Origin of the sequence: Nitrosovibrio sp. Nv4 (assembly GCF_900215485.1) — a bacterium.
Classification (GTDB): domain Bacteria; phylum Pseudomonadota; class Gammaproteobacteria; order Burkholderiales; family Nitrosomonadaceae; genus Nitrosospira.
Window position 1 is genome coordinate 893212 of sequence record NZ_OCMZ01000002.1, and the last position, 19801, is coordinate 913012.

Here is a 19801-nt window from a genome sequence, read left to right on the forward strand (position 1 = left end):
AGGCTACTGAACAACAGCCAGGCTACCACGATCAACAGCTGACGAAAGAGGCAACGTTTCTCAGTCAAATCCAACGCCCATCCACTAACCCAACGCTGGTACGGAACCACACACCTTCAGTAGGCAGACGGGCTGCGGAAACTCATCCATTACCAGGTTACGGGCATGAATCCAAATTTGCCTTCAACGAAACGTTATGAGCGCTGGCACGAAAAACGCAACCCTTCATCAAGAGATCGATACTGCAATCCTTGATGCAAACATCAATATTACCGTTTGGCAGATCGAGAGAGGTGTTCCTTTGGGAAGCGCGACGATTCGCCGGTATATAATGAGGTGCCGCTTCATTAATAGAACAGCGGAACGACTGAAGATGAGCAATTGAGGTTATGCCAGATTGTTAACGCAACCAAGTATTGCAACGAGGCACGGTGGTCATTTGATTTTTAAATCGGTTGGTCTGTGGCATGCAGCTGGCAAAGGGTAGGCCAGGGTTTACCGGGATTGGGCCAGAACGTCCAACAAAATATACGGTATCCGTTCGTGCTTTATGCGAGTTCGCTGCCAAACAGGGCGATCTCGATCTGCGCTTCACCCCTGCGCCCTCGGCGCAAGAAGGCATCATCGGCCATCGGATCGTTGCATCGCGCCGTCCGGACGGTTACCAGACGGAAGTAAGCCTGACCGGCGAATATAAACACTTGCTCATTCGTGGCCGGGCCGACGGCTTCGATCCAGCCCAGAATCAGGTCGAAGAGATCAAAACATTCAGGGGCAACCTCGGCATCCTGCCCGAAAATCATCGTCAGCTACACTGGGCGCAGGTCAGAATTTACGGATGGCTGCTCTGCCAGAAACTGGAATTGTCGAAGATTCGCCTGGCACTCGTGTATTTTGATATTGTCAACCAGAAGGAAATCCTGCTCAGCGAGACCCAGGATGCTTATTCGCTCAAGCAGTACTTCGAAAACCAGTGCGAATACTTTCTGCATTGGGCCAAACAGGAACTGACTCACCGCACGACCCGTGACCAGGCATTAAACGCACTGCGCTTCCCACATGCGTCGTTTCGCCAAGGCCAGCGAGACTTGGCTGAAGCCGTTTACAAGACCACCACTGCTGGCCGCTGCCTGATCGCCCAGGCACCCACCGGAATAGGCAAGACAATCGGCACCATATTCCCTCTCCTGAAAGCCTGCCCCAGGCAAAAACTGGACAAGGTTTTTTACCTGACAGCAAAAACGTCGGGCCGCAAACTTGCGCTCGACACACTCGCCTTGCTCAAAAATAATGACCCGGCATTACCTCTGCGAGTGCTCGAACTGATAGCACGGGACAAAGTATGTGAGCATCCGGACAAGGCATGTCACGGGGACTCATGTCCACTTGCGAGCGGGTTTTATGATCGTTTGCCGCACGCACGAAGCGCAGCACTGGCGGTCGATGCGAAGGGCGAGGCGGGCGAGACCGGCAGGGCGCTGCTGAACAAGGATTCCCTGCGCGCCGTCGCTCGGCAACACCAGGTTTGTCCTTATTATCTCAGCCAGGATTTAGTCCAGTGGTGTGATGTGATCGTGGGCGACTACAACCATTACTTCGACCGGAGCGCAATGCTGTACGGATTAACGATGTTAAACCAATGGGATGTCAGTATTCTGGTGGACGAGGCGCACAATCTGCTGAAGCGTGCACAGATGATGTATACGGCAGAGCTGGATCAGGCAGCTTTCAACGCAGCACGAAGATCGGCACCGGTGACGCTCAAGAGGGCCCTTGACCGCGTCAACCGCTGCTGGAATGAATTGTACAAGGGTCAGGAGCATGTTTACCAGGTTCACCCAGTCGTACCGGACAATTTCGTAACGGCATTAGAGCGAGCACTCGCCGCGATCACGGATTTTATGACCGATAATCCGACCGGCGTAAACGGGGAACTGCAACGCTTCTACTTCGATGCATTGCACTTCTCCCGAATGGCTGAGCTTTTTGATGAGCACTCGCTGTTCGATTTAACGAAGATAATCAGGAATCCCAAAAGGAATGCCAGGAAAGGCGTCTCGAAAAATGCCCGGGCAAGCGTTGTGCTTTGTCTCAGAAATATTATCCCGGCGGCGTTTCTAGCACAGCGTTTTGCATCCGCTCAGTCGACTGTGCTATTTTCGGCCACAATGACACCATGGCATTTCTACAGTGACACCTTGGGTCTGCCTGAGGACACCGCATGGATCGATGTACAGTCGCCGTTCAAAGCCGAGCAATTGTCGATACAACTCGTCTGCGATATTTCTACGCGTTATCAACACCGTGAGCATTCCGTTTCGCCTATTGTCGATCTGATAATCCGGCAATACAAAACGAAGCCCGGAAATTATCTGGCATTCTTCAGCAGCTTCGACTATCTGCGAAAGGTTACTCTCATGTTTAGAGCGAGATATCCGGAAATTCCGGTCTGGGAGCAAACACCCCGAATGGGAGAGGTTGAGCGGGACGAATTTCTGGCACGATTCACTACCGAGGGCCAAGGCATCGGATTTGCCGTGCTGGGCGGATCCTTTGCCGAAGGCATTGATCTTCCCGGCAGTCGCCTCACGGGCGCATTTATCGCAACACTCGGGCTACCGCAGATCAATCCTGTCAACGAGCAAGTCAGGCAACGTATGAGCACAAGGTTCAATGCCGGCTATGACTATACCTATCTCTTTCCGGGCATACAAAAGGTGGTGCAAGCTGCAGGTCGTGTCATTCGCACACAACTTGATCAGGGCATTGTCTACCTTATCGATGACAGGTTTACACGGCTTGAAGTGCTTCGTCTATTACCAGGCTGGTGGAAAGTTGAGCGATATAAAACAAGAGAGGCAAGATAAACCTGCCTCTCTTTTCTGTTACAGAAAATCCAGTCCGGCTGATAGCGCTAAAGTTCCGGGCGCTTACCTATGGATATCTTCAGTTTCTGCTGCCTTTAATGCGATCAGTCCAACTCGCGTTTGACGTGATCGGCGCCAACCGGCGCCACTGGAATGATTCTTTCGTCGTTCCTGTGAGCCGGTGTCGTATAGTCCTTGGTGGACTTCGTGTCCGTGTAGCTTGTGTCAGTGTATGACTTTGCTCCGTAATAGGAGTGGATCGTGCTCTGCCAGGTCGGATCCGCCATATCGGGCCAGTCATCCTTATCGAACCCAGGTGCGGATTCAAGGCGCTCCTTATCCACGTTGAGGATGAAACGCTTGTTTCCCGTGTCCAGCTTGAGCGCGCTCCAGGGCACCGCGAAAAGTTTGTTGGCAATACCCATAAATCCACCGAATGACAATACGGCGTAGGCAATTTTGCCATTGTTCATGTCCAGCATGATTTCCTTGATGTCGCCAAGGTCCTCATCCTTTTGATTGTAAACATCCTCTCCAATGAGTGTGTCAGCGCCCATCAGCCGAGGTCCAGGTCCCTTTTCATCATAGCTTTTGTACATATCGCTTTTGTACATGCCGTAGGTATCACGATCTTCGTAGCTCATGGTTATCTCCTGTGAAAGTAGTTGAATTATAGGCTTTGTTTGACGCCCGATGGATTCTATACCTGGCCGCTTCGATTCCATTTCCGAAGTGCTTCAGACGTCTACAGAATGCTTGAATCATGAAAACGGGTCAGTGCGGTAACGTACAAAGAGCTCTTTTTTCAATCACCAAATATTATCGGCGACGACCAGCCAGCGACGACCGGAATCCGGCGCCATTTGATTGCCGTATGTCTGACAGCGCACAGAGCATCCACTCACGTCTATGGAAAATCCATGGTAAGAATAGTGCTTATTGGCTAATTGGCTAATTGGCTAATTAGGCAAATCTTTAACTCAAGCGAACGATTCATGCGACATGGCCGTCAAGAAACAGTTTGCCATCGACTATTGGAACTGGTTTCGCAACCCGTAGCCGTGAAGAACTCACAGACGAGATAATCATGCCCGGAACTTCCAATCCACATATCGAATCTTCGTTGGCGCATAAGTGCGTGGAGCAATACGATGAAGTGCGCAATCAAACCTTGAAGCTGGTCGAAACGCTCACGCCGGATGATCAGATGGTGCAATCCATGGCGGATGCGAGCCCGACAAAGTGGCACATCGCGCATACAACCTGGTTTTTTGAAGCATTTATCCTCATACCACACGTGCGTGACTATGTGCCTTTCGATGCGCGCTTCAGCTTCCTGTTCAATTCGTACTACAAGCGGCTCGGAGGTCATCCCCATCGCACCATACGGGGAACGCTTTCCCGCCCTACCCTCGATCAGGTTCGCCTTTATCGTACGCATGTCGATTACCACATTCATGAACTACTCAATCGCGGTGCTTCAGCCGAAGTTTTGCGATTGCTGGAACTAGGGATGAACCATGAGCAGCAACATCAGGAGTTAATCGTTACCGACATCAAGCACGCATTCTGGACCAATCCATTGCGTCCCCCTTACCAGCCCAGCCAGTCCCGCCAGATTCGTGTTGTTGAAGCTCCTGCTGAGCCGCCGTTGACCTGGTGTTGTTTCGACGATGGTATTTATGAGGTAGGGCATGAAATGGGGGGCTTTGCGTTTGATAACGAGTTGCCGCGGCATTACACCTATATAAACCCGTTCTGTATCGCCTCCCGGCTTGTTACGAATAAAGAATATCTGGCATTCATGGCCGACGACGGTTATAGACGCCCGGAACTTTGGCTCTCCGACGCCTGGGATCATCTTTGCGAGCATGGATGGATAGCACCGCTCTACTGGGAACAAGCGGGGGATGACTGGGCTCAGTTTACTTGCCGAGGCATGCAGCCGTTAAACCCTAACGAACCGGTATGCCACGTCAGCTTCTACGAAGCCGATGCCTTCGCCCGATGGGCAGGCGCGCGGCTCCCCACGGAGTTCGAATGGGAGGTTGCCGCCGATGCGACTAAAAACGCAGGCAGGATATCAGGAAATCTGCTGGAGAGCGAAACATACCATCCGCGACCGCTCCATCCGGCGGAGTCGCAAGAGACGGACTTGCAACAGATCTTCGGGGACACGTGGGAGTGGACCGCGAGCCCCTACTCCGCATATCCAGGTTATTGCGCACCATCAGGCGCCGAAGGGGAATATAACGGCAAATTCATGTGTAACCAGATGGTGTTACGCGGCGGGTCATGCGTCACGCCCGAATCACACATACGTAAATCTTACCGTAATTTTTTTCTTCCCCAGATGCGCTGGCAGTTCGCCGGCATAAGATTGGCTCACGATCGGGTGGCTCATGATCAGATCTGAATATTTGAATCGAGTATCCGTCCCGCCCTCGATTCCGGCCATGGATATAGCGGGAGACGTATTGGAAGGGCTTTCCCGCACGCCTAAAAGCCTGCCGCCGAAGTTGCTTTATGATGCACGAGGTTCGGCATTATTCGAACAGATTACGTGTTTACCAGAGTATTATCCGACACGGACGGAAGCCGCCATATTGATGACTCATGCCGACGAAATATGCGCCCGGCTCGGCCGAAACGTTTCCGTCGGCGAACTCGGTGCCGGGACCGCGACCAAGACGCGCATTTTGTTGCGTTCGTTGCTGCGCCGGCAATTCAGTGTAAATTACTTTCCACTTGACGTCTCCGATGCTGCTCTGCAATTGGCGAAAGAGGAAGTCGAAAGAGAATTGCGGGCGGTGAATGTGCATCCCCAGGTTGGGGATTTCGAAGACTTGACGTTCCTCGAACTACAGCCCCGACCACGTCTGGTTCTGTACATAGGTTCAAGTATTGGTAATCTGGAACACCACGAAGCCATCGCTCTGCTCCAAAATGTTGCGCGGCACTTATCAAGCGGAGACCAGCTACTGCTTGGAGTGGATCTCGTGAAGGATATCGCTGTTATGCATGCGGCGTATAATGACAGTGCCGGAATTACCGCTTCGTTCAACAGGAATCTTCTCGTTCGCATCAATCGGGAACTTGGAGGACACTTTGACCCTGACGCGTTTTGCCATGTATCTTTCTGGAACGAGGCGAAATCGCGGATTGAGCTGCACCTGGAAAGCCGGCGTCCCCAGTCAGTAAGAGTGGATGCGCTTGATACGACACTGCGGTTCCATCAGGGTGAGCGTATTCATACGGAAAACAGCTACAAATATACGATTGGGCGCATGAAGGATCTGCTCCGGCGCAGCGGCTTCGAAGTGGAACATACCTGGACAGATTCCGATTGCTGGTTTGCGTTAAGCCTGGGCGTGATAATATAAAACCCTGACATGTTTTACAGATTGTTTCCCCATCAGTGCTGCTGGTGCTCTCTCACGATAATCTGCAAGATCCAAACTCGAAAGGCCAATGAGTCAGTTTTGTCACAACATCCGGTATTATTATAGAAAGCGAGAACGAAACTATATTACGTTTCAAACTAAAGCTGCCTTGCCTTGAAAAATGAGTTGAAATGAGAGAAGCCGATGTTTGAGTGGCTGGCTAGCCCGGAAGCGTGGATAGCGTTAGTGACGTTAACCACGCTGGAGATTGTTCTAGGCATAGACAACATTATTTTTATCTCGATTCTTGTCGGTCGTCTCCCCGAAGCTCAGCGTAATTTCGCCAGAAGGACGGGGCTCGGTCTGGCCATGCTTACCCGGCTCGGTTTACTGTTCTCCATTTCATGGGTGATGGGGTTAACCAAACCGTGGTTTTCGGTATTTGGCAACTCGGTTTCGGGACGCGATGTCGTGCTGATAGGAGGAGGCCTGTTTCTGCTGTATAAAGCGACACACGAAATACATAACAGTCTCGAAGGTGTGGAAGAAAGCGACAAGAAAGTTGTCGTCACAGGCATGGGAATGGTGCTGCTTCAGATCGCCATCCTGGATATTGTGTTCTCGCTGGATTCGGTCATTACGGCTGTCGGTTTGGTCGAGCATGTGTCACTGATGGCCATTGCCATTGTTCTGGCGGTACTGGTTATGCTGATGGCCGCCAAGCCCATCGGCGATTTCGTAGAAGCCCACCCCACCATCAAGATTCTTGCGCTTTCCTTCCTGATATTGGTAGGAATGACACTGATAGTCGAGGGGTTCGATATACACGTCCCGAAAGGCTATATTTATTTTGCGATGGCATTTTCAGTCGGTGTGGAATTTCTCAATCTTCGGATGCGTAAAAAAAGCAGGGATACCGTCAAATTACACAGGCACATCAGTAACATCGACTGATTGCCCAGCCTGCACCTTCCCAAGTCTTCATTTGTGCGCTTTCTTTTAACACATCAACGAACGGCTTCAGCAACCTCTATTACGTCGCAGCTCTGAACCGGTGCGGGAAATGATGAGCGCTTCAAACGTCCCCCTTCACGCTTAGTTTGAACATAATGGAATAATTTGGCCAAGTCACAAAAGCGATCTGTAACAAAACCATATGTCAAACCTATCGTAGATGCTTGACTGGCAGAACGGGCAACCCTTTTCCTCCCGTTTCGGCGATGTCTATTTCTCAAGCGATTCCGGGTTGGCGGAAAAACGCCATGTTTTTCTTCAAGGCAACCGGCTGGCTGAGCGTTTTGCATCATTGCGGGCCGGAGACAATCTTGCCATCGGCGAAACGGGCTTCGGCACGGGGTTGAGTTTTTTATGCACCTGGAAACTATTCGATGAGGTTGCCCGCTCATCCAAATGCAGCCTTGATTTTTTCAGTGTCGAAAAATATCCTCTTAATGAACGCGAACTGAGCGACACGCTGGCGCTTTGGCCGGAATTGCGGGGGTACGCCGATAATCTCATCGCACGTTGGCGGCGCCGCGTGCCCGGCTGGAATCGATGGAGCTTTGCCGAAGGACGGGTGCGCCTGACGCTGGTGATAAGCGATGTAACCGAAGCGCTCCCTGAAATCCCTGGCAGCATCGACGCATGGTTTTTCGATGGCTTTTCGCCGGCGCGCAATCCTGAAATGTGGACACAACAGGTCTTCCAGAGCGTTTTGCGCGCTTCGCGGCCCGGCGCCACATTTGCGACCTACACCAGTGCCGCCGCAACAAGGCGGGGTTTGGCGCAAAGCGGCTTTGAGGTTAGTAAATCGCCCGGCTTCGGCCGCAAACGCGAGATGCTGCAAGGCTATCTTCCCGGCTTGCCCCCGATGCGAACCACTCCGACAACAGCCATTGTTATCGGCGGAGGTGTAGCCGGCTGCGCCGCGGCCTCGGCACTGGCAGCGCGCGGTGTTTCCGTTAAACTGATCGAGCGCGCGCCGGCATTGGCTACAGGGGCTTCGGGCAATCCAAGGGGCATACTGCACACTCGCCTGAGCGCAGGCATGAACTCGCTGCAACGCTTCGTGCTGGCATCCTACGGGCACGCGCTTGCCGTGCTTGATGAAAAATTGCCGGTAGACGGCGTCATTCGTGCGGAATGCGGCGAGTTGCAGCTGGCATTTTGCGAAGAAGAGGCAAGACGTATCAACAAGCTGGCCGTGCTTTCCTGGCCGCCTCATGTCTTGCAACGAGTTGATGCAGCTAAAGCTTCCAGTCTGGCTGGTATCGCGCTGGCGCACGGGGGTTTGTGGTTTCCTGCTGGGGGATGGATCGTCCCATCACGGCTGTGCGCGGCATTGGCAAGCAGTCCGGCCATCGTCCGACATACTGGGCACCTTGTGGAATCGTTGAAAGCAGTGGAGGGCGGATGGCGCGTGGAAGGAAAAGGCCAGCGTGACCAGGCATGGTGGTCTTATGAGGCTCAGGTAGCGGTGGTCTGCACTGCATACCAGTTGAAATCATTTGCGCCTTGGGCAAACCTGCCGCTGACGCCGGTGCGCGGACAGATCACCGTATTACCGGCCACACCTTACAGCGAAAGTCTGCGAACAATCGTGTGTGCCGGCGGCTATCTGGTTCCCCCCATTTCCGGCCTGCATATGGTGGGAGCAACGCACAGCTTCAACGATGAGTCGGTTGACTTGCGCGCATCCGATCATGTCGAAAACTTGTCCAGACTCGCGGAAATATCTCCGGCACTAGCCAAGGCAATGAATATTGATTCGTTGGATGTGGGACAACTATCTGGTCGTGCATCGGTGAGAGCCTCCGTTCCAGGCGCAATACCACTCGTAGGCGAGCTATTGCCCGGGCTTTATACCAGTCTCGGTCATGGCACTCGAGGCATCATTACCGCCGGACTTTCCGGGGAATTGATCGCAGCGGACTCATGCAGACAATTGTCGCCCTTGCCATTGGCTGTGGCAAATGCATTGAGGCCCGCTGGACGAGCTGTCAGGTAATGACAATGTACGCGGCTGACTATAAACAGCACATGCGTTGTGGGCTGTTAGGTTCTTTCCAGATATACCTCGGGTGGCGCGATAGAGGTAGGGTGTACTTAAGTCCAATGGGCAACAAGCTTAAAAAGCCATAAAATACGCAGCACATCTCGCTGGATAATTTGCGCTATATGGCATTCGGACGGCCGTCACTCTTCCCTATCAGGACGCCGATCCCGTCATTCCACTCCATGGCGAGAGAGAGATTTTTGAACCATTTATCAGGTGCGTTGTCTAAAGGAATTTTCGTATGAATGCCAAACCCAAGCGCCAAGCCCCGCAAGTTGACAATTTCAGTTCTGAAACAACGCAACCGCTTAAACCGATCAGTTCCTGGACGAGCGCTGCAATCGGCATTACCGCATATATATTCGAAGAGTCGGAAGCCGCCATACGCGAGTCAGGCCTGGTGCCCGAGTGGGTGAGCTATCCCGCCGATGGCCCGGGCAATGGTATTGCGGTACCCGCACACCATGCTTTTCCAAGCTATATGAAGCTCGTGAGATTGAAAAGCGGACGTTTACGTCTTGTAATCGATGTCCGTGCTGTGCTGCCAGGAGATACTCAATTCCAGCGCTTTCTAGGGAGCCTTACAGCGGACGCGAGCCTTTCTCTGGTTGGAAGAGAGTCTGCATGACCGAGCAAACGGCTCTCATCCGCACAAATCCTGCCATAGCCTCGGAATCTAAATTGACGGGATTTGTTGCGTCGCGTGAAGTAACTTCTCGACGAACTCCAGCCTACTCCATTCCGCGGATGACGAGTACGATAGCTTTCTCAAAAAAACCTACCGCTTAATTCAAAATGATATCAACTGCGGAACATTCCGCTCCCGTTCAGAATGGCAGTAGGGGCAATGGGTGGAGCGAGTCGTAACGCGCGACTGACCGTTATCCTATCCTGAACGAAAGTCAATTCAAGAAGGATAAAAGGGTCGTGATCGGGCAGTCACACCATGTGTACCTGCCTTGCCTAGTGCTTCGCAGCGGCGGACCCGCGATATACCCGCCCTCCCAAGCAGGCACACTGAGGTAACCTTCCACCTATATCCGGCCGACACCTGCATCTGTCCAACATTTTAATTGCTCAGTCTTTCGACCTCATCCTGATGTTTGCCTGAGCTTCTGCTTTATTGAGGGCGGAAATGCTGCGCCCAAATGCATCTCTCGTTTTCCTGTCAGCCTGAGCGCTCTTTATGCTGCGCTCGCACCGCCAGCGCTTGCCCGTCTTTGTGACAACCAGACGCATTTCATCGCGTGAATGTTGAACGTGACAATGGTAGCAATAGATATTGGTAGGCATGATAGTTTTCCTTGTACGCATTCCCAGCATTTGACGATAAGCGGCTGGAGTCTGAAAAAAATAAGGGGCTAGACTTATTGCCTAACCCCTTTTTTTAATGGCGCGCCCGGCAGGATTCGAACCCACGACCCCTTGGTTCGTAGCCAAGTACTCTATCCAACTGAGCTACGGGCGCCTAAAAGCTGGTCAAGTTTCGGCTGATCAAGTTTTGCTCAGAATATTAAAAATTGCCCATCCATCATTATATCAGACCGATGGGCTCAAGGGTCAAAGCAATTTCGAGCTCCAACCGCTGCTATTGTCTCTCGAAACTAAAAAATACTCATGTGGAAACGCGGGCTCGGGAAGCTCACAGGATATCCAGAATTTCATACGGCTTAAAAATCGGGAATGAGCACGGCCGCGCCCGTCAGTTTCCCTTCACGCAGCCTCATTAAAGCTGTATTTGCTTCACTGAGCGGCAGTGATTCCGTAGTCACCCTGATGGGTATTTTCGGGGCCAATGTCAGAAATTCTTCGGCATCCTGGCGGGTAAGATTGGCAACGGATACCAGGCGTTTTTCGCGCCAGAGAATGTCATAGGGAAAAGCAGGAATATCACTCATGTGAATGCCCCCACAGACGACGATTCCGCCAGGGCGAATTGACCGTAGCGCGGCAGGAACGAGATCGCCCACGGGGGCGAAAATAATGGCGGCGTCCAGTTCTTCCGGTGGCATCATATCTGAATTGCCTACCCAGGCAGCGCCCATCCTGACGGCAAAATCCTGTGCCGCAGTATCTCCAGGCCGCGTGAAGGCAAATAATTTCCGCTCCTGATAACGCAGGATCTGCGCAACGATATGAGCCGCGGCGCCAAAGCCGTAAATTCCAATTCGCTCAGCATCGCCGGCTATCTTAAGTGCGCGGTAACCGATCAATCCGGCACACATCAGGGGAGCCGCTTCCATGTCGCCATAAGTATCAGGAATACGGAAACAATAGCGGGCGTCGGCTACGGTATATTCAGCGTAGCCTCCATCAATCTGATAACCGGTAAATCTGGCGTTTGCACACAGATTTTCGTGTCCGCTACGGCAGTAGCGGCACTCACCGCAGGTCCAGCCCAACCAGGGAATACCGATCCGTTCACCCACAGAAAAATGGCGTGCGTTTGTTCCACGTGCCGCCACTCGCCCTATAATTTCATGTCCTGGAACAATCGGCAGTTTTGGATAGGGCAACTCGCCATCCACCACATGCAGGTCAGTACGGCAAACAGCGCATGCTGCAACCTTGACCAGCAGTTCATCAGGACCGGGTCGTGGACGGGACAGCGAGCGTTTTTGAAGCATTTGTCCAGGCACGTTCAGTACCATCGCGTACATGGCATCGTTTGGCATAGACTCTCGATACAAAATCAGTAATTACGATTATTGCCGAACTGACCGGTCAGGGATGCTTGACGGCACAAGCATACGACCGCTGAAACCCGCTCTGGAATAATCGCGTAATACCGCTTCGCAAATTTCCGGCAATGCTTGCGGTTCACACAAGGCTACGCATGCGCCCCCAAATCCGGCCCCGGTCAAGCGTGCTCCATATACGTGAGGATGTGCCTGCAACAGTGCCACCAACCGATCAAGTTCGGGTACCGAGACCTCATAGTCGTCACGAAGGCTGGCATGTGATGCGTTCATCAGGGCGCCAAATTCTTCTGCGCCGCTGCAGGCGGCCGCCAGAAGCACCCGTTCATTTTCGCTCACGATATGGCGTACCCGGCGGCACAATGGGTCAGGTAGAGTATCCGCAACCGAGATATCGTTAACATCACGCAGCGAGATCACGCCTAGCCGCCGCGCCGCCTCTTCACATTCGGCCCGGCGTTGATTATAGCCACTGCCCGCCAAGGTGCGGGCTAACCCCGAATCGAGTACCAGTACCGCCGATCCAGGCGGCAATGGGATGAGCCGACGCTCCAGCGTGCGAGTGTCGAGAAGCAGGGCGCTTTGCGTTCCGGCAAGGCTTGAAGCCATCTGATCCATGATGCCGCAGCGGACACCCGCGTGTTTGATTTCCGCGCGTTGCGCAAGCTGCGCTATAAGTACGTCATCCACGGGCTTACCGGTCAAAGTACGCACAGCCCGAAGTGTGGCAACCTCGAGCGCCGCGCTGGAAGACAAACCCACTCCCATAGGTACATCTGATTGAATATATATATCCGAGGCCGGAGTTTTGATTCCTGCAGCATGCGCTTCCACGAGACAGCCATAAACATACGTGGCGAAATGTTCCGTGGGGGGTGAATCAAGCGTGAAGCGGACTGTACGGTCGAGCATCTCGGAACGCAGCACATACCTACCTTCATTATTGCGGCGCATGCTGACACTCGTCTGCTGGTCGATAGCGATTGGCAACACATAGCCGTCATTATAGTCCGTGTGTTCGCCCAGCAGATTGACCCGCCCGGGGGCTCGCGCCACCACTTCCGGCAACCCGCCAAACACCGCCTCGAAACTGCTCATCCGGCCTCCAGACGAGTAAGGTGGCGCCGCCCGTATCCTCGCATTTCAGCACCGGGCTGGCGGTTGGTGCTGGCGCGATCGGGAACGGAATTCATTCGAGAGCGACCTCCACTTGCTGAAGCTCGAGAGCCTTCTCTTCCGGCAGCGCATCCATCGCGAAAAACCCCGCTGCTATTTCGGTTCCGGCAAGATATTTGAGGCGGTCGCGGGTGCGATAGGGCGGATAGAACTCCGCATGAAGATGCGACTCAGGGTGAACCTGACCATCAGCAGGCGCTTGGTACCAAGCCATCAAATACGGAAAAGGCCTCTGCCATAGTCCATCGTATTTCAGTAATACCGTCTTTAACGCCCGTGCCAGGTCGGCGCGCTGATCGGAGGTGAGTCGAATAAAACTTTCGACTGGCTCGATGGGGGCGACCCACACTTCATACGGGTAGCGCGCGCATGCAGGAACGAAAGCTACGGCATGGGAACCTTCGTAAAGCATGCGCAAACCAGCACGGCGCTCCGCCACAATGAGATCCTGCAGGACCCCGCGCCCTTTTTCTCCGTAATAACGTTGTGCTTCCTGCTGCATGCGTGCTGGCACCGGCGGCACCAGGGGGTAGGCATAGATCTGGCCGTGGGGATGGTGCAAGGTCACGCCAACCTCCGCTCCGCGGTTCTCGAACGGCAACACGTAGGCGATATCCTGCCGCTGTGCCATCCTGTCGGTACGATCTCCCCATACTTGTAGCAACAATTCGATGTGAGCAAGCGGTAGCGCCCCGAGGGACGCCGCCGAATCCTTCGTAAACACAACCACTTCACAGTGCCCCGCCGCGTGTTTGCTCGGCACGATCAAAGCGGGCGGCGCTGCACTGACCCCGCCGAGTGATGGAAAACGATTATCGAACACCGCCACATCCCAATTTCCAGCCGGTACTTCCGTCGGGTGAACCGGATCCGTGGTCACCCCCAATGGATTGTACTCGGGGGGAGGCAAGAAGGTACGCCCTTGACGATAGGCAGCATACGTCACCCATTCACCGCGAAGGGGATGCCACCGCAAATGTGGACTTGCGTTCAGCGGCGCATCGAATGGGCTCGGCGCGGTGATTTCCGGGTCTATCTGCTGACGCGCGTAGAGGGTCAGCCGTCGACCATCCGGCTTGATGAGATCGAGCGAATACACCTAGACACCTCCAGGTATATGTGTGCGTGAAATGCGCGTCAACTTTGCAATTTGCTCAATGGGAATTTTCGGCGTGCGATCCGCACAGAGCAATCCGTTCGCTTCCTGAAAAGTATCAGCAAACTGGGTGTAGCAAAAACCGCTGAAGAGCGCGGTATGAATGATCGTGAGCATCAGGTCGCCATACATCCGCGCGAATTCATCGGCGTCTGTGGCCTCCGTGTAGCCCCACGAATGCTCGACGCCCGGCTGTGGACACATGGCGAAAGCAATGCCGCCGAACTCGGTCAGCATAATCGGCTGACCCCGATGCGGATAGCCGTCGAGCGTCAGAATCCGGCCGCCCGGCCGCCTCCGGTCGAATAACTGCTCGGGTTGGACCTCTGCGCCATAACGCTGACGCAGGTGCTCGATGTTAGCGTCGTAATCGTGAATGCCGATGATGTCGGTGGCGCTGCTTTCCCAGCCGTCGTTGCCGATTACGGGGCGAGTGGCGTCCAGCGTTTTAGTCAGATGATACAGCGCTTCGACAGCGTGGCGCTGTTTGCCCACCGCGGTTAGTTCGGGTACGCCCCAGGATTCGTTGAAAGGAACCCAAACGATAATGCAGGGGTGGCTGTAGTCACGCTCGATAACCTCTGTCCACTCGCGCACCGTCCTTTTGATAGCACTGCGCGTAAAACGATAGGCCGAGGGCATTTCTTCCCACACCATGAGTCCCAGCCTGTCCGCCCAGTAGAGATATCGCGGATCCTCGACCTTTTGATGCTTACGCACGCCGTTGAATCCCATCGCCTTCGCAAGCTCCACATCTCGCCGCAACGCGTCGTCGCCGGGCGCAGCCAGCAGGGTATCGGGCCAATAGCCCTGGTCAAGCACGAGTCGCAGGGTATATGGCCGTCCGTTGAGCATGAAGCGGTCGCGCAGAATATGCACTGATCGCAGTGCGGTGTACGAAGTGAATTCGTCCACCACCTCTTCACCTCGCATGAGCCGCACGGTCGCATCGAGCAATGTCGGACGTTCGGGGCTCCACAGCAATTCATTGCGATAATCATCGATACCGGGGTCGGACAGCACAATGAGCCGGTCGACTTCGCGGTCCACCACCTGGTAACGGTCATGCGCAAGCAGCTGCTCGCCATTCCGCAGGCAGACATCCACAGTAAGGTCGGCGGCGCACTCTCCTATGACCCGGGCCTCAAAACCGATGGCGTACGTCTCGACCTCGGGCGTCCACCGGATTTTTTCAATATAGTTATCCGGCACCCGCTCTATCCAGACTGTCTGCCAGATTCCCGTCGTTCGCGGATACCAGATAGCATGAGGCTCCAGTTGCCAATCCTGCTTGCCGCGCGGCTTGGCCAGCTCATGCGGGTCGTCATCCACTTGCACCGTCACCCTCTGGCTCCCTGACGAGTTCAGCATGTGAGTGATATCTGCCCAGAAAGGCGTGTGCCCGCCTTCGTGCGTGACAGCCAGACAGCCATTGATCCATACTCGCGCCGCGTAGTCCACCGCGCCGAACCGCAGAATCACGCGGCCGGGAGATGGCTCGCAGTCGAAGTCCCGCTCGTACCAGCACAGCGGGTGAAAGCCTCGATCGCCGATCCCGCTCGCTTCAGATTCGGGCGGAAAGGGCACGGTAATCCTTAATGGCCAGGTCTTGATTTGGGAAGGCAGCGCAAACTCGCGCGCGTCGTCATAGCAAAAACGCCACGTGCCGTTGAGCGAAGTCCAGTTCGAGCGCTGCATCTGTGGCCGGGGGTAGGCGAACTCCAACGCACTTCTCCTCTAACAGGCATTTGCAAGCTCGTCACCGAGACCAGCGGCATCGGGTTGCATCCGCCTTGACTTATGCCATGCGATGACTATGGCTTACGTTTCCTACCGCGAATACTGCGGCGAATACTGCGGTCGGGGGAAGCACTGGTATCCCGCAGACAAACGGTATCGATCAGGCAGGTAATCATACTATCCCAGTCTCAAATGTGGGTAGAAGCGAGCGTAGAGATGAGACGTCGAATGTTTAGATTATCAGTAAAAGAAGCAGTTAACAAGAAAGCCCGGCTACTACTGTGACGCGGTGAGCCGTATCTCCAGGTAAGTGATTCCGGCAGCAAGTCTTGGATCTTCCGCTTCACCTTGAGTGGCAAAGTGAGGTTCAAGAACCTATTGTTGGGCCTTGGCTTTGCAATTTCGGTTGCGATGAGTTCTGCAGTCTGAGCGATGAATGGCTCATAAAACTTGGGAGATGTGCGGCAGCAACTTACTCCTGATTATCATGTTCTGCCTGCGGCGGCACTTGCTCCCAGTCACCGGGGCATTCCTTCACCTCGGGATAGTAACCTTCCGCTTCCCGGCAGTAATACCAATTATTAGTTTGCGGTTCAGGAGCCCACTGGGAGATGTCTTTTTTTTCGACATACACGACGCCCGGTTGAGTGGGCCGGAAACCTCCGGGGGAATATCCATAATACGGCGCTGGCGTATAGCCGAAGGCACCAAAGCCGAAAGCCGGGCCGAACCCATACGCGGGCCATCCGTGGATAATATGGGTATGATGGCCTATTCCGTGGTGTCGATGACCGCCGTGATGGCCATGTCCATCGGGACGCCCGTCTTTATCCCGGTCCTCTCCTTGATGATCATCCTGTCCGCCATCATCATCTTCCATGCCGTCGCTGTCAGTGTCGCTGTTAGCGCCTTCGTCCCCCGCGTCGTCCCCTCCGCCATCAAACCCTCCATCGAACCCGCCATCATCCCCGTCAAAAGCTATTGCCGCTCCCCCGAGGATCAGCCCGAGCAAGGCGACGATCAAGCATGAAAAACATAATAGTTTGAGCTTTTTCATGGCAGCGCTGGTTTAAGCCTGTTATGCGTGGAGCTCCTATGACCAGGAAAGGTCGTAATAATTACGAGCAGCGCGAATATGAATATGAGTACGGGCGCGCTTCAACTTCATTAACGCGCGGCTCGGCTGTTCGATGACAGCGACAGCTTGCTCGGACTGGTCAGTGGTTGGGAACCGAGCCGGGAGTGGAAATTCTACTAAGAGCGGGCTGATTGGTTCGGCTATGCCTTGCCGTCCTGATGAGTTGGTTAGAGTACAGAACTAAAAGCGCTTCAAAACCGCTCTGGGTTAAAGCAGACCACCGACAAAACGGTGGAGAAACTTTCGATGCTCTCAGATACTATGAATAGCTGCGGGACTACTGGGCAATGAGACTGATTACTAGTGACGGATCACCGAGTCAGAACCAAACCTTTCCTCCATGGCGCTGAAGAGTCATGAGAACGCAGGAGCGGTATTTACGAGCACCTGGAGAAAGAAGATCAGGTCTGCTTCTACAATGCCAGTCTCATCAGTCGAGATTTCGAAAGGGTATTCGGTAACGCCTCTTACTGCATGGAATGAAAAAACGAGCCGACAATCGGAACCGAGCTATTCGAAAGCCGGAGTTCCCCTGGGGATACTTGGAAGAGCATGGCACACTCGACTTTGTCGCAGGGGAAATATTTTCAACATAGCGGGCATTCTTTGACAGCAAAATACTTTGCCAAAAAGATGCACTTCAAAAGGCTACGATGTCTTTTATGGATTCGTTGACGGGATGGTTTTTAAGTCATCACAGGGCCAAAGTAGCCAGTTGTTTGGGGGGATGACCATTCTTTTACTGAGCTGACTCCAAGTGCCCGACCTGCGGTTTGCAAAGATCAATATAGTAGGATTCAGTGGCGGAGAGAGAGTCCTCCAGACTGCTGTTCTGTCATATCCCAGCAAGTCTCGTAAACCCTTACCCAGCTTAGCTTTCACTTCATTTTTTGTATTGACGTGTTTCAGGTTGTCTCATACTATCCCAGTCTAAAAGTCTCATACTATCCCAGTCTAAAATGTAGGTAGAAACGAGGGTAGAAATGAGACGACGTATATCTAGGTTATCAGTAAAAGAAGTGGTTAACAAGAAAGAAGCTGGGTACTACTGTGATGGCGGTGGACTGTATCTCCAGGTGAGCGATTCAGGCAGCAAGTCGTGGATCTTCCGCTATTCCTTGAACGGCAGGAACCGGCATATGGGGTTAGGTCCATTTCATACCGTATCTCTTGCTGATGCACGTCACGCTGCCGTCCTCTGCCGCCAGTCGCTACTGAAGAAGATCGACCCCATCACAGCGCGAGATGCTGAGCATGCCCGGCAATCGCTTGAAGCTGCAAGATCGATGACTTTCTCAGAGTGTGCCACTGCCTATATCAAAACCCACCGCTCCAGCTGGAGAAACGTAAAGCATGCCGATCAATGGGCCAATACGATCAAGACCTATTGTGGGCGGGTGATTGGACCATTGTCCGTACAGGAAGTGGATACGGGATCGGTCATGAAAGTGCTTGAGCCCATCTGGACCGAAAAGCCTGAGACGGCAAGCCGCTTACGCGGACGAATTGAATCGGTACTTGATTGGGCCACGGTCAGTGGTTATCGCGAGGGGGAGAATCCCGCGCGTTGGCGAGGACACCTGGAGAACCTGCTTCCCTCGCTTAACAAGAAACTGCGGGTGAAACATCACCCCGCTCTTCCCTTCAATCAGATCGGTGAGTTTATGGAATCACTCCGGCTACAGGAAGGCGTTGCAGCCAGAGCACTGGAGTTCCTTATCCTTACTGCAGCACGGACCGGCGAGACGATTGGGGCAAGGTGGGAAGAGTTTGATCTGAAGGCAGGAATCTGGACTATTCCAGCTTCGCGCATGAAAGCTGGCGTAGAACACCGTGTGCCCTTATCGACGAGAGCACTGGAAATTATCCAGGGACTCCGCGAGATCAAGCAGAGCGACTACATATTTCCGGGGCAGAAGGAAGGTAAACCACTAACCAACATGGCGATGCTGGAACTGCTCAGGCGCATGGAAAGGACTGGCTTGACGGTACATGGCTTTCGCTCATCGTTTCGCGACTGGGCCTCAGAGTGTACAAATTTCCCACGAGACGTGTGCGAGATGGCACTGGCTCACACGATAGCTAATCAGGCTGAAGCAGCGTATCGCCGTGGGGACTTGGTCGAGAAGCGACGGAATTTGATGAGAGAATGGGAAGCTCATTGTAAGACCCAGTAACGTGTCACCTAGGTGCGCGTATGCGGTCTTGCGGTTCGATGAGGACAGGAGTAGTAAAATGAATATATGCGGTCAACTGACGGTACTGATAAATTCTTAAGCTTCACGCGCTGCCGTCGCTTGAGAGTAGCAGTTTCCTTCAAGCGTTCACTGTAAAACACGGCGGGATAATCCATGATCAAGAAGTAAAATAAAAACCATTAATAAGAATATGGGACTTACTATCTAAAATCGCGGCAACATTTAACGCTACATCACCAGAAGAATTTCTATTATCAAACAAATTTATATAACCAGCGGGGCGACAAGACGAGTGGAAACTATCTCAAGCTATCGCGCACCTCAAGTTATCCCTACATTTACAACTAGCGCCTGTTAACACTTTTAAAGTAACCACTTGACGTAAGCAG

Annotated in this window: 14 protein-coding genes and 1 tRNA gene; 7 read left to right on the forward strand and 8 right to left on the reverse strand. The window is 53.4% G+C overall.

What is annotated here, in order from left to right:
• The first annotated feature begins 467 nt into the window (after positions 1 to 467).
• A complete protein-coding gene (locus tag CRO05_RS12260; protein WP_097067428.1) occupies positions 468 to 2867 on the forward strand; it encodes an ATP-dependent DNA helicase in 2400 nt (799 codons plus the stop codon).
• 104 nt (positions 2868 to 2971) lie between these two features.
• Here the strand turns inward: CRO05_RS12260 and CRO05_RS12265 are convergent, their stop codons facing one another.
• Positions 2972 to 3511: a PRC-barrel domain-containing protein gene (locus CRO05_RS12265; RefSeq protein ID WP_097067429.1), complete on the reverse strand. Its 540-nt coding sequence runs from the start codon at positions 3509 to 3511 to the stop codon at positions 2972 to 2974.
• Between the two features lie 443 nt (positions 3512 to 3954).
• On the opposite strand from CRO05_RS12265, the gene egtB reads away from it, so the two are divergent.
• The 5 genes from egtB to CRO05_RS12290 all read left to right on the forward strand — a co-directional run bounded on the left by egtB (position 3955) and on the right by CRO05_RS12290 (position 9933).
• Positions 3955 to 5283, forward strand: a complete 1329-nt coding sequence (gene egtB / locus CRO05_RS12270) for an ergothioneine biosynthesis protein EgtB (protein WP_097067430.1) — start codon at positions 3955 to 3957, stop codon at positions 5281 to 5283.
• Positions 5270 to 6250 (forward strand): L-histidine N(alpha)-methyltransferase, encoded by a 981-nt coding sequence (gene egtD / locus CRO05_RS12275; protein ID WP_200814383.1) that lies wholly within the window; start codon positions 5270 to 5272, stop codon positions 6248 to 6250. Before egtB ends, egtD begins: the two co-directional genes overlap by 14 nt.
• 204 nt (positions 6251 to 6454) lie before the next feature.
• Positions 6455 to 7204 (forward strand): TerC family protein, encoded by a 750-nt coding sequence (locus CRO05_RS12280; RefSeq protein ID WP_097067431.1) that lies wholly within the window; start codon positions 6455 to 6457, stop codon positions 7202 to 7204.
• 220 nt (positions 7205 to 7424) lie between these two features.
• Positions 7425 to 9257: a bifunctional tRNA (5-methylaminomethyl-2-thiouridine)(34)-methyltransferase MnmD/FAD-dependent 5-carboxymethylaminomethyl-2-thiouridine(34) oxidoreductase MnmC gene (mnmC, locus tag CRO05_RS12285; protein WP_097067432.1), complete on the forward strand. Its 1833-nt coding sequence runs from the start codon at positions 7425 to 7427 to the stop codon at positions 9255 to 9257.
• Between the two features lie 289 nt (positions 9258 to 9546).
• Positions 9547 to 9933: a hypothetical protein gene (locus tag CRO05_RS12290; RefSeq protein WP_097067433.1), complete on the forward strand. Its 387-nt coding sequence runs from the start codon at positions 9547 to 9549 to the stop codon at positions 9931 to 9933.
• A 449-nt stretch (positions 9934 to 10382) separates the two neighbouring features.
• Here CRO05_RS12290 and CRO05_RS12295 read toward each other — a convergent pair whose 3' ends face one another.
• The 7 genes from CRO05_RS12295 to CRO05_RS12325 all read right to left on the reverse strand — a co-directional run bounded on the left by CRO05_RS12295 (position 10383) and on the right by CRO05_RS12325 (position 17133).
• On the reverse strand, positions 10383 to 10598 hold the full coding sequence (locus CRO05_RS12295; protein ID WP_090878808.1) for a hypothetical protein: 216 nt from the start codon (positions 10596 to 10598) through the stop codon (positions 10383 to 10385).
• Positions 10599 to 10696: 98 nt separating this feature from the next.
• Positions 10697 to 10773, reverse strand: a tRNA-Arg gene (locus tag CRO05_RS12300).
• Between the two features lie 202 nt (positions 10774 to 10975).
• Complete coding sequence (locus tag CRO05_RS12305) at positions 10976 to 11980, reverse strand: zinc-dependent alcohol dehydrogenase family protein (RefSeq protein WP_200814386.1); 1005 nt, start codon at positions 11978 to 11980, stop codon at positions 10976 to 10978.
• Positions 11981 to 12010: 30 nt separating this feature from the next.
• Positions 12011 to 13102, reverse strand: a complete 1092-nt coding sequence (gene galK, locus CRO05_RS12310) for a galactokinase (RefSeq protein ID WP_097067434.1) — start codon at positions 13100 to 13102, stop codon at positions 12011 to 12013.
• A gap of 91 nt (positions 13103 to 13193) precedes the next feature.
• Positions 13194 to 14279: a galactose-1-phosphate uridylyltransferase gene (gene galT / locus CRO05_RS12315; RefSeq protein WP_097067435.1), complete on the reverse strand. Its 1086-nt coding sequence runs from the start codon at positions 14277 to 14279 to the stop codon at positions 13194 to 13196.
• Positions 14280 to 16061: a glycoside hydrolase family 2 TIM barrel-domain containing protein gene (locus CRO05_RS12320; protein WP_200814388.1), complete on the reverse strand. Its 1782-nt coding sequence runs from the start codon at positions 16059 to 16061 to the stop codon at positions 14280 to 14282.
• A 487-nt stretch (positions 16062 to 16548) separates the two neighbouring features.
• On the reverse strand, positions 16549 to 17133 hold the full coding sequence (locus CRO05_RS12325) for a hypothetical protein (protein ID WP_097067437.1): 585 nt from the start codon (positions 17131 to 17133) through the stop codon (positions 16549 to 16551).
• 1064 nt (positions 17134 to 18197) lie between these two features.
• On the opposite strand from CRO05_RS12325, the gene CRO05_RS12330 reads away from it, so the two are divergent.
• Positions 18198 to 19391: an integrase arm-type DNA-binding domain-containing protein gene (locus tag CRO05_RS12330; protein ID WP_097067438.1), complete on the forward strand. Its 1194-nt coding sequence runs from the start codon at positions 18198 to 18200 to the stop codon at positions 19389 to 19391.
• Positions 19392 to 19801 lie beyond the last annotated feature (410 nt).

Excerpts from the sequence above, each read along its gene's own strand:
- CRO05_RS12260 (WP_097067428.1), top strand. The coding sequence starts at position 468 with ATGCAGCTGGCAAAGGGTAGGCCAGGGTTTACCGGGATTGGGCCAGAA.
- CRO05_RS12265 (WP_097067429.1), bottom strand. The coding sequence starts at position 3,511 with ATGAGCTACGAAGATCGTGATACCTACGGCATGTACAAAAGCGATATG.
- egtB (WP_097067430.1), top strand. The coding sequence starts at position 3,955 with ATGCCCGGAACTTCCAATCCACATATCGAATCTTCGTTGGCGCATAAG.
- egtD (WP_200814383.1), top strand. The coding sequence starts at position 5,270 with ATGATCAGATCTGAATATTTGAATCGAGTATCCGTCCCGCCCTCGATT.
- CRO05_RS12280 (WP_097067431.1), top strand. The coding sequence starts at position 6,455 with ATGTTTGAGTGGCTGGCTAGCCCGGAAGCGTGGATAGCGTTAGTGACG.
- mnmC (WP_097067432.1), top strand. The coding sequence starts at position 7,425 with ATGCTTGACTGGCAGAACGGGCAACCCTTTTCCTCCCGTTTCGGCGAT.
- CRO05_RS12290 (WP_097067433.1), top strand. The coding sequence starts at position 9,547 with ATGAATGCCAAACCCAAGCGCCAAGCCCCGCAAGTTGACAATTTCAGT.
- CRO05_RS12295 (WP_090878808.1), bottom strand. The coding sequence starts at position 10,598 with ATGCCTACCAATATCTATTGCTACCATTGTCACGTTCAACATTCACGC.
- CRO05_RS12305 (WP_200814386.1), bottom strand. The coding sequence starts at position 11,980 with ATGCCAAACGATGCCATGTACGCGATGGTACTGAACGTGCCTGGACAA.
- galK (WP_097067434.1), bottom strand. The coding sequence starts at position 13,102 with ATGAGCAGTTTCGAGGCGGTGTTTGGCGGGTTGCCGGAAGTGGTGGCG.
- CRO05_RS12325 (WP_097067437.1), bottom strand. The coding sequence starts at position 17,133 with ATGAAAAAGCTCAAACTATTATGTTTTTCATGCTTGATCGTCGCCTTG.
- CRO05_RS12330 (WP_097067438.1), top strand. The coding sequence starts at position 18,198 with ATGAGACGACGTATATCTAGGTTATCAGTAAAAGAAGTGGTTAACAAG.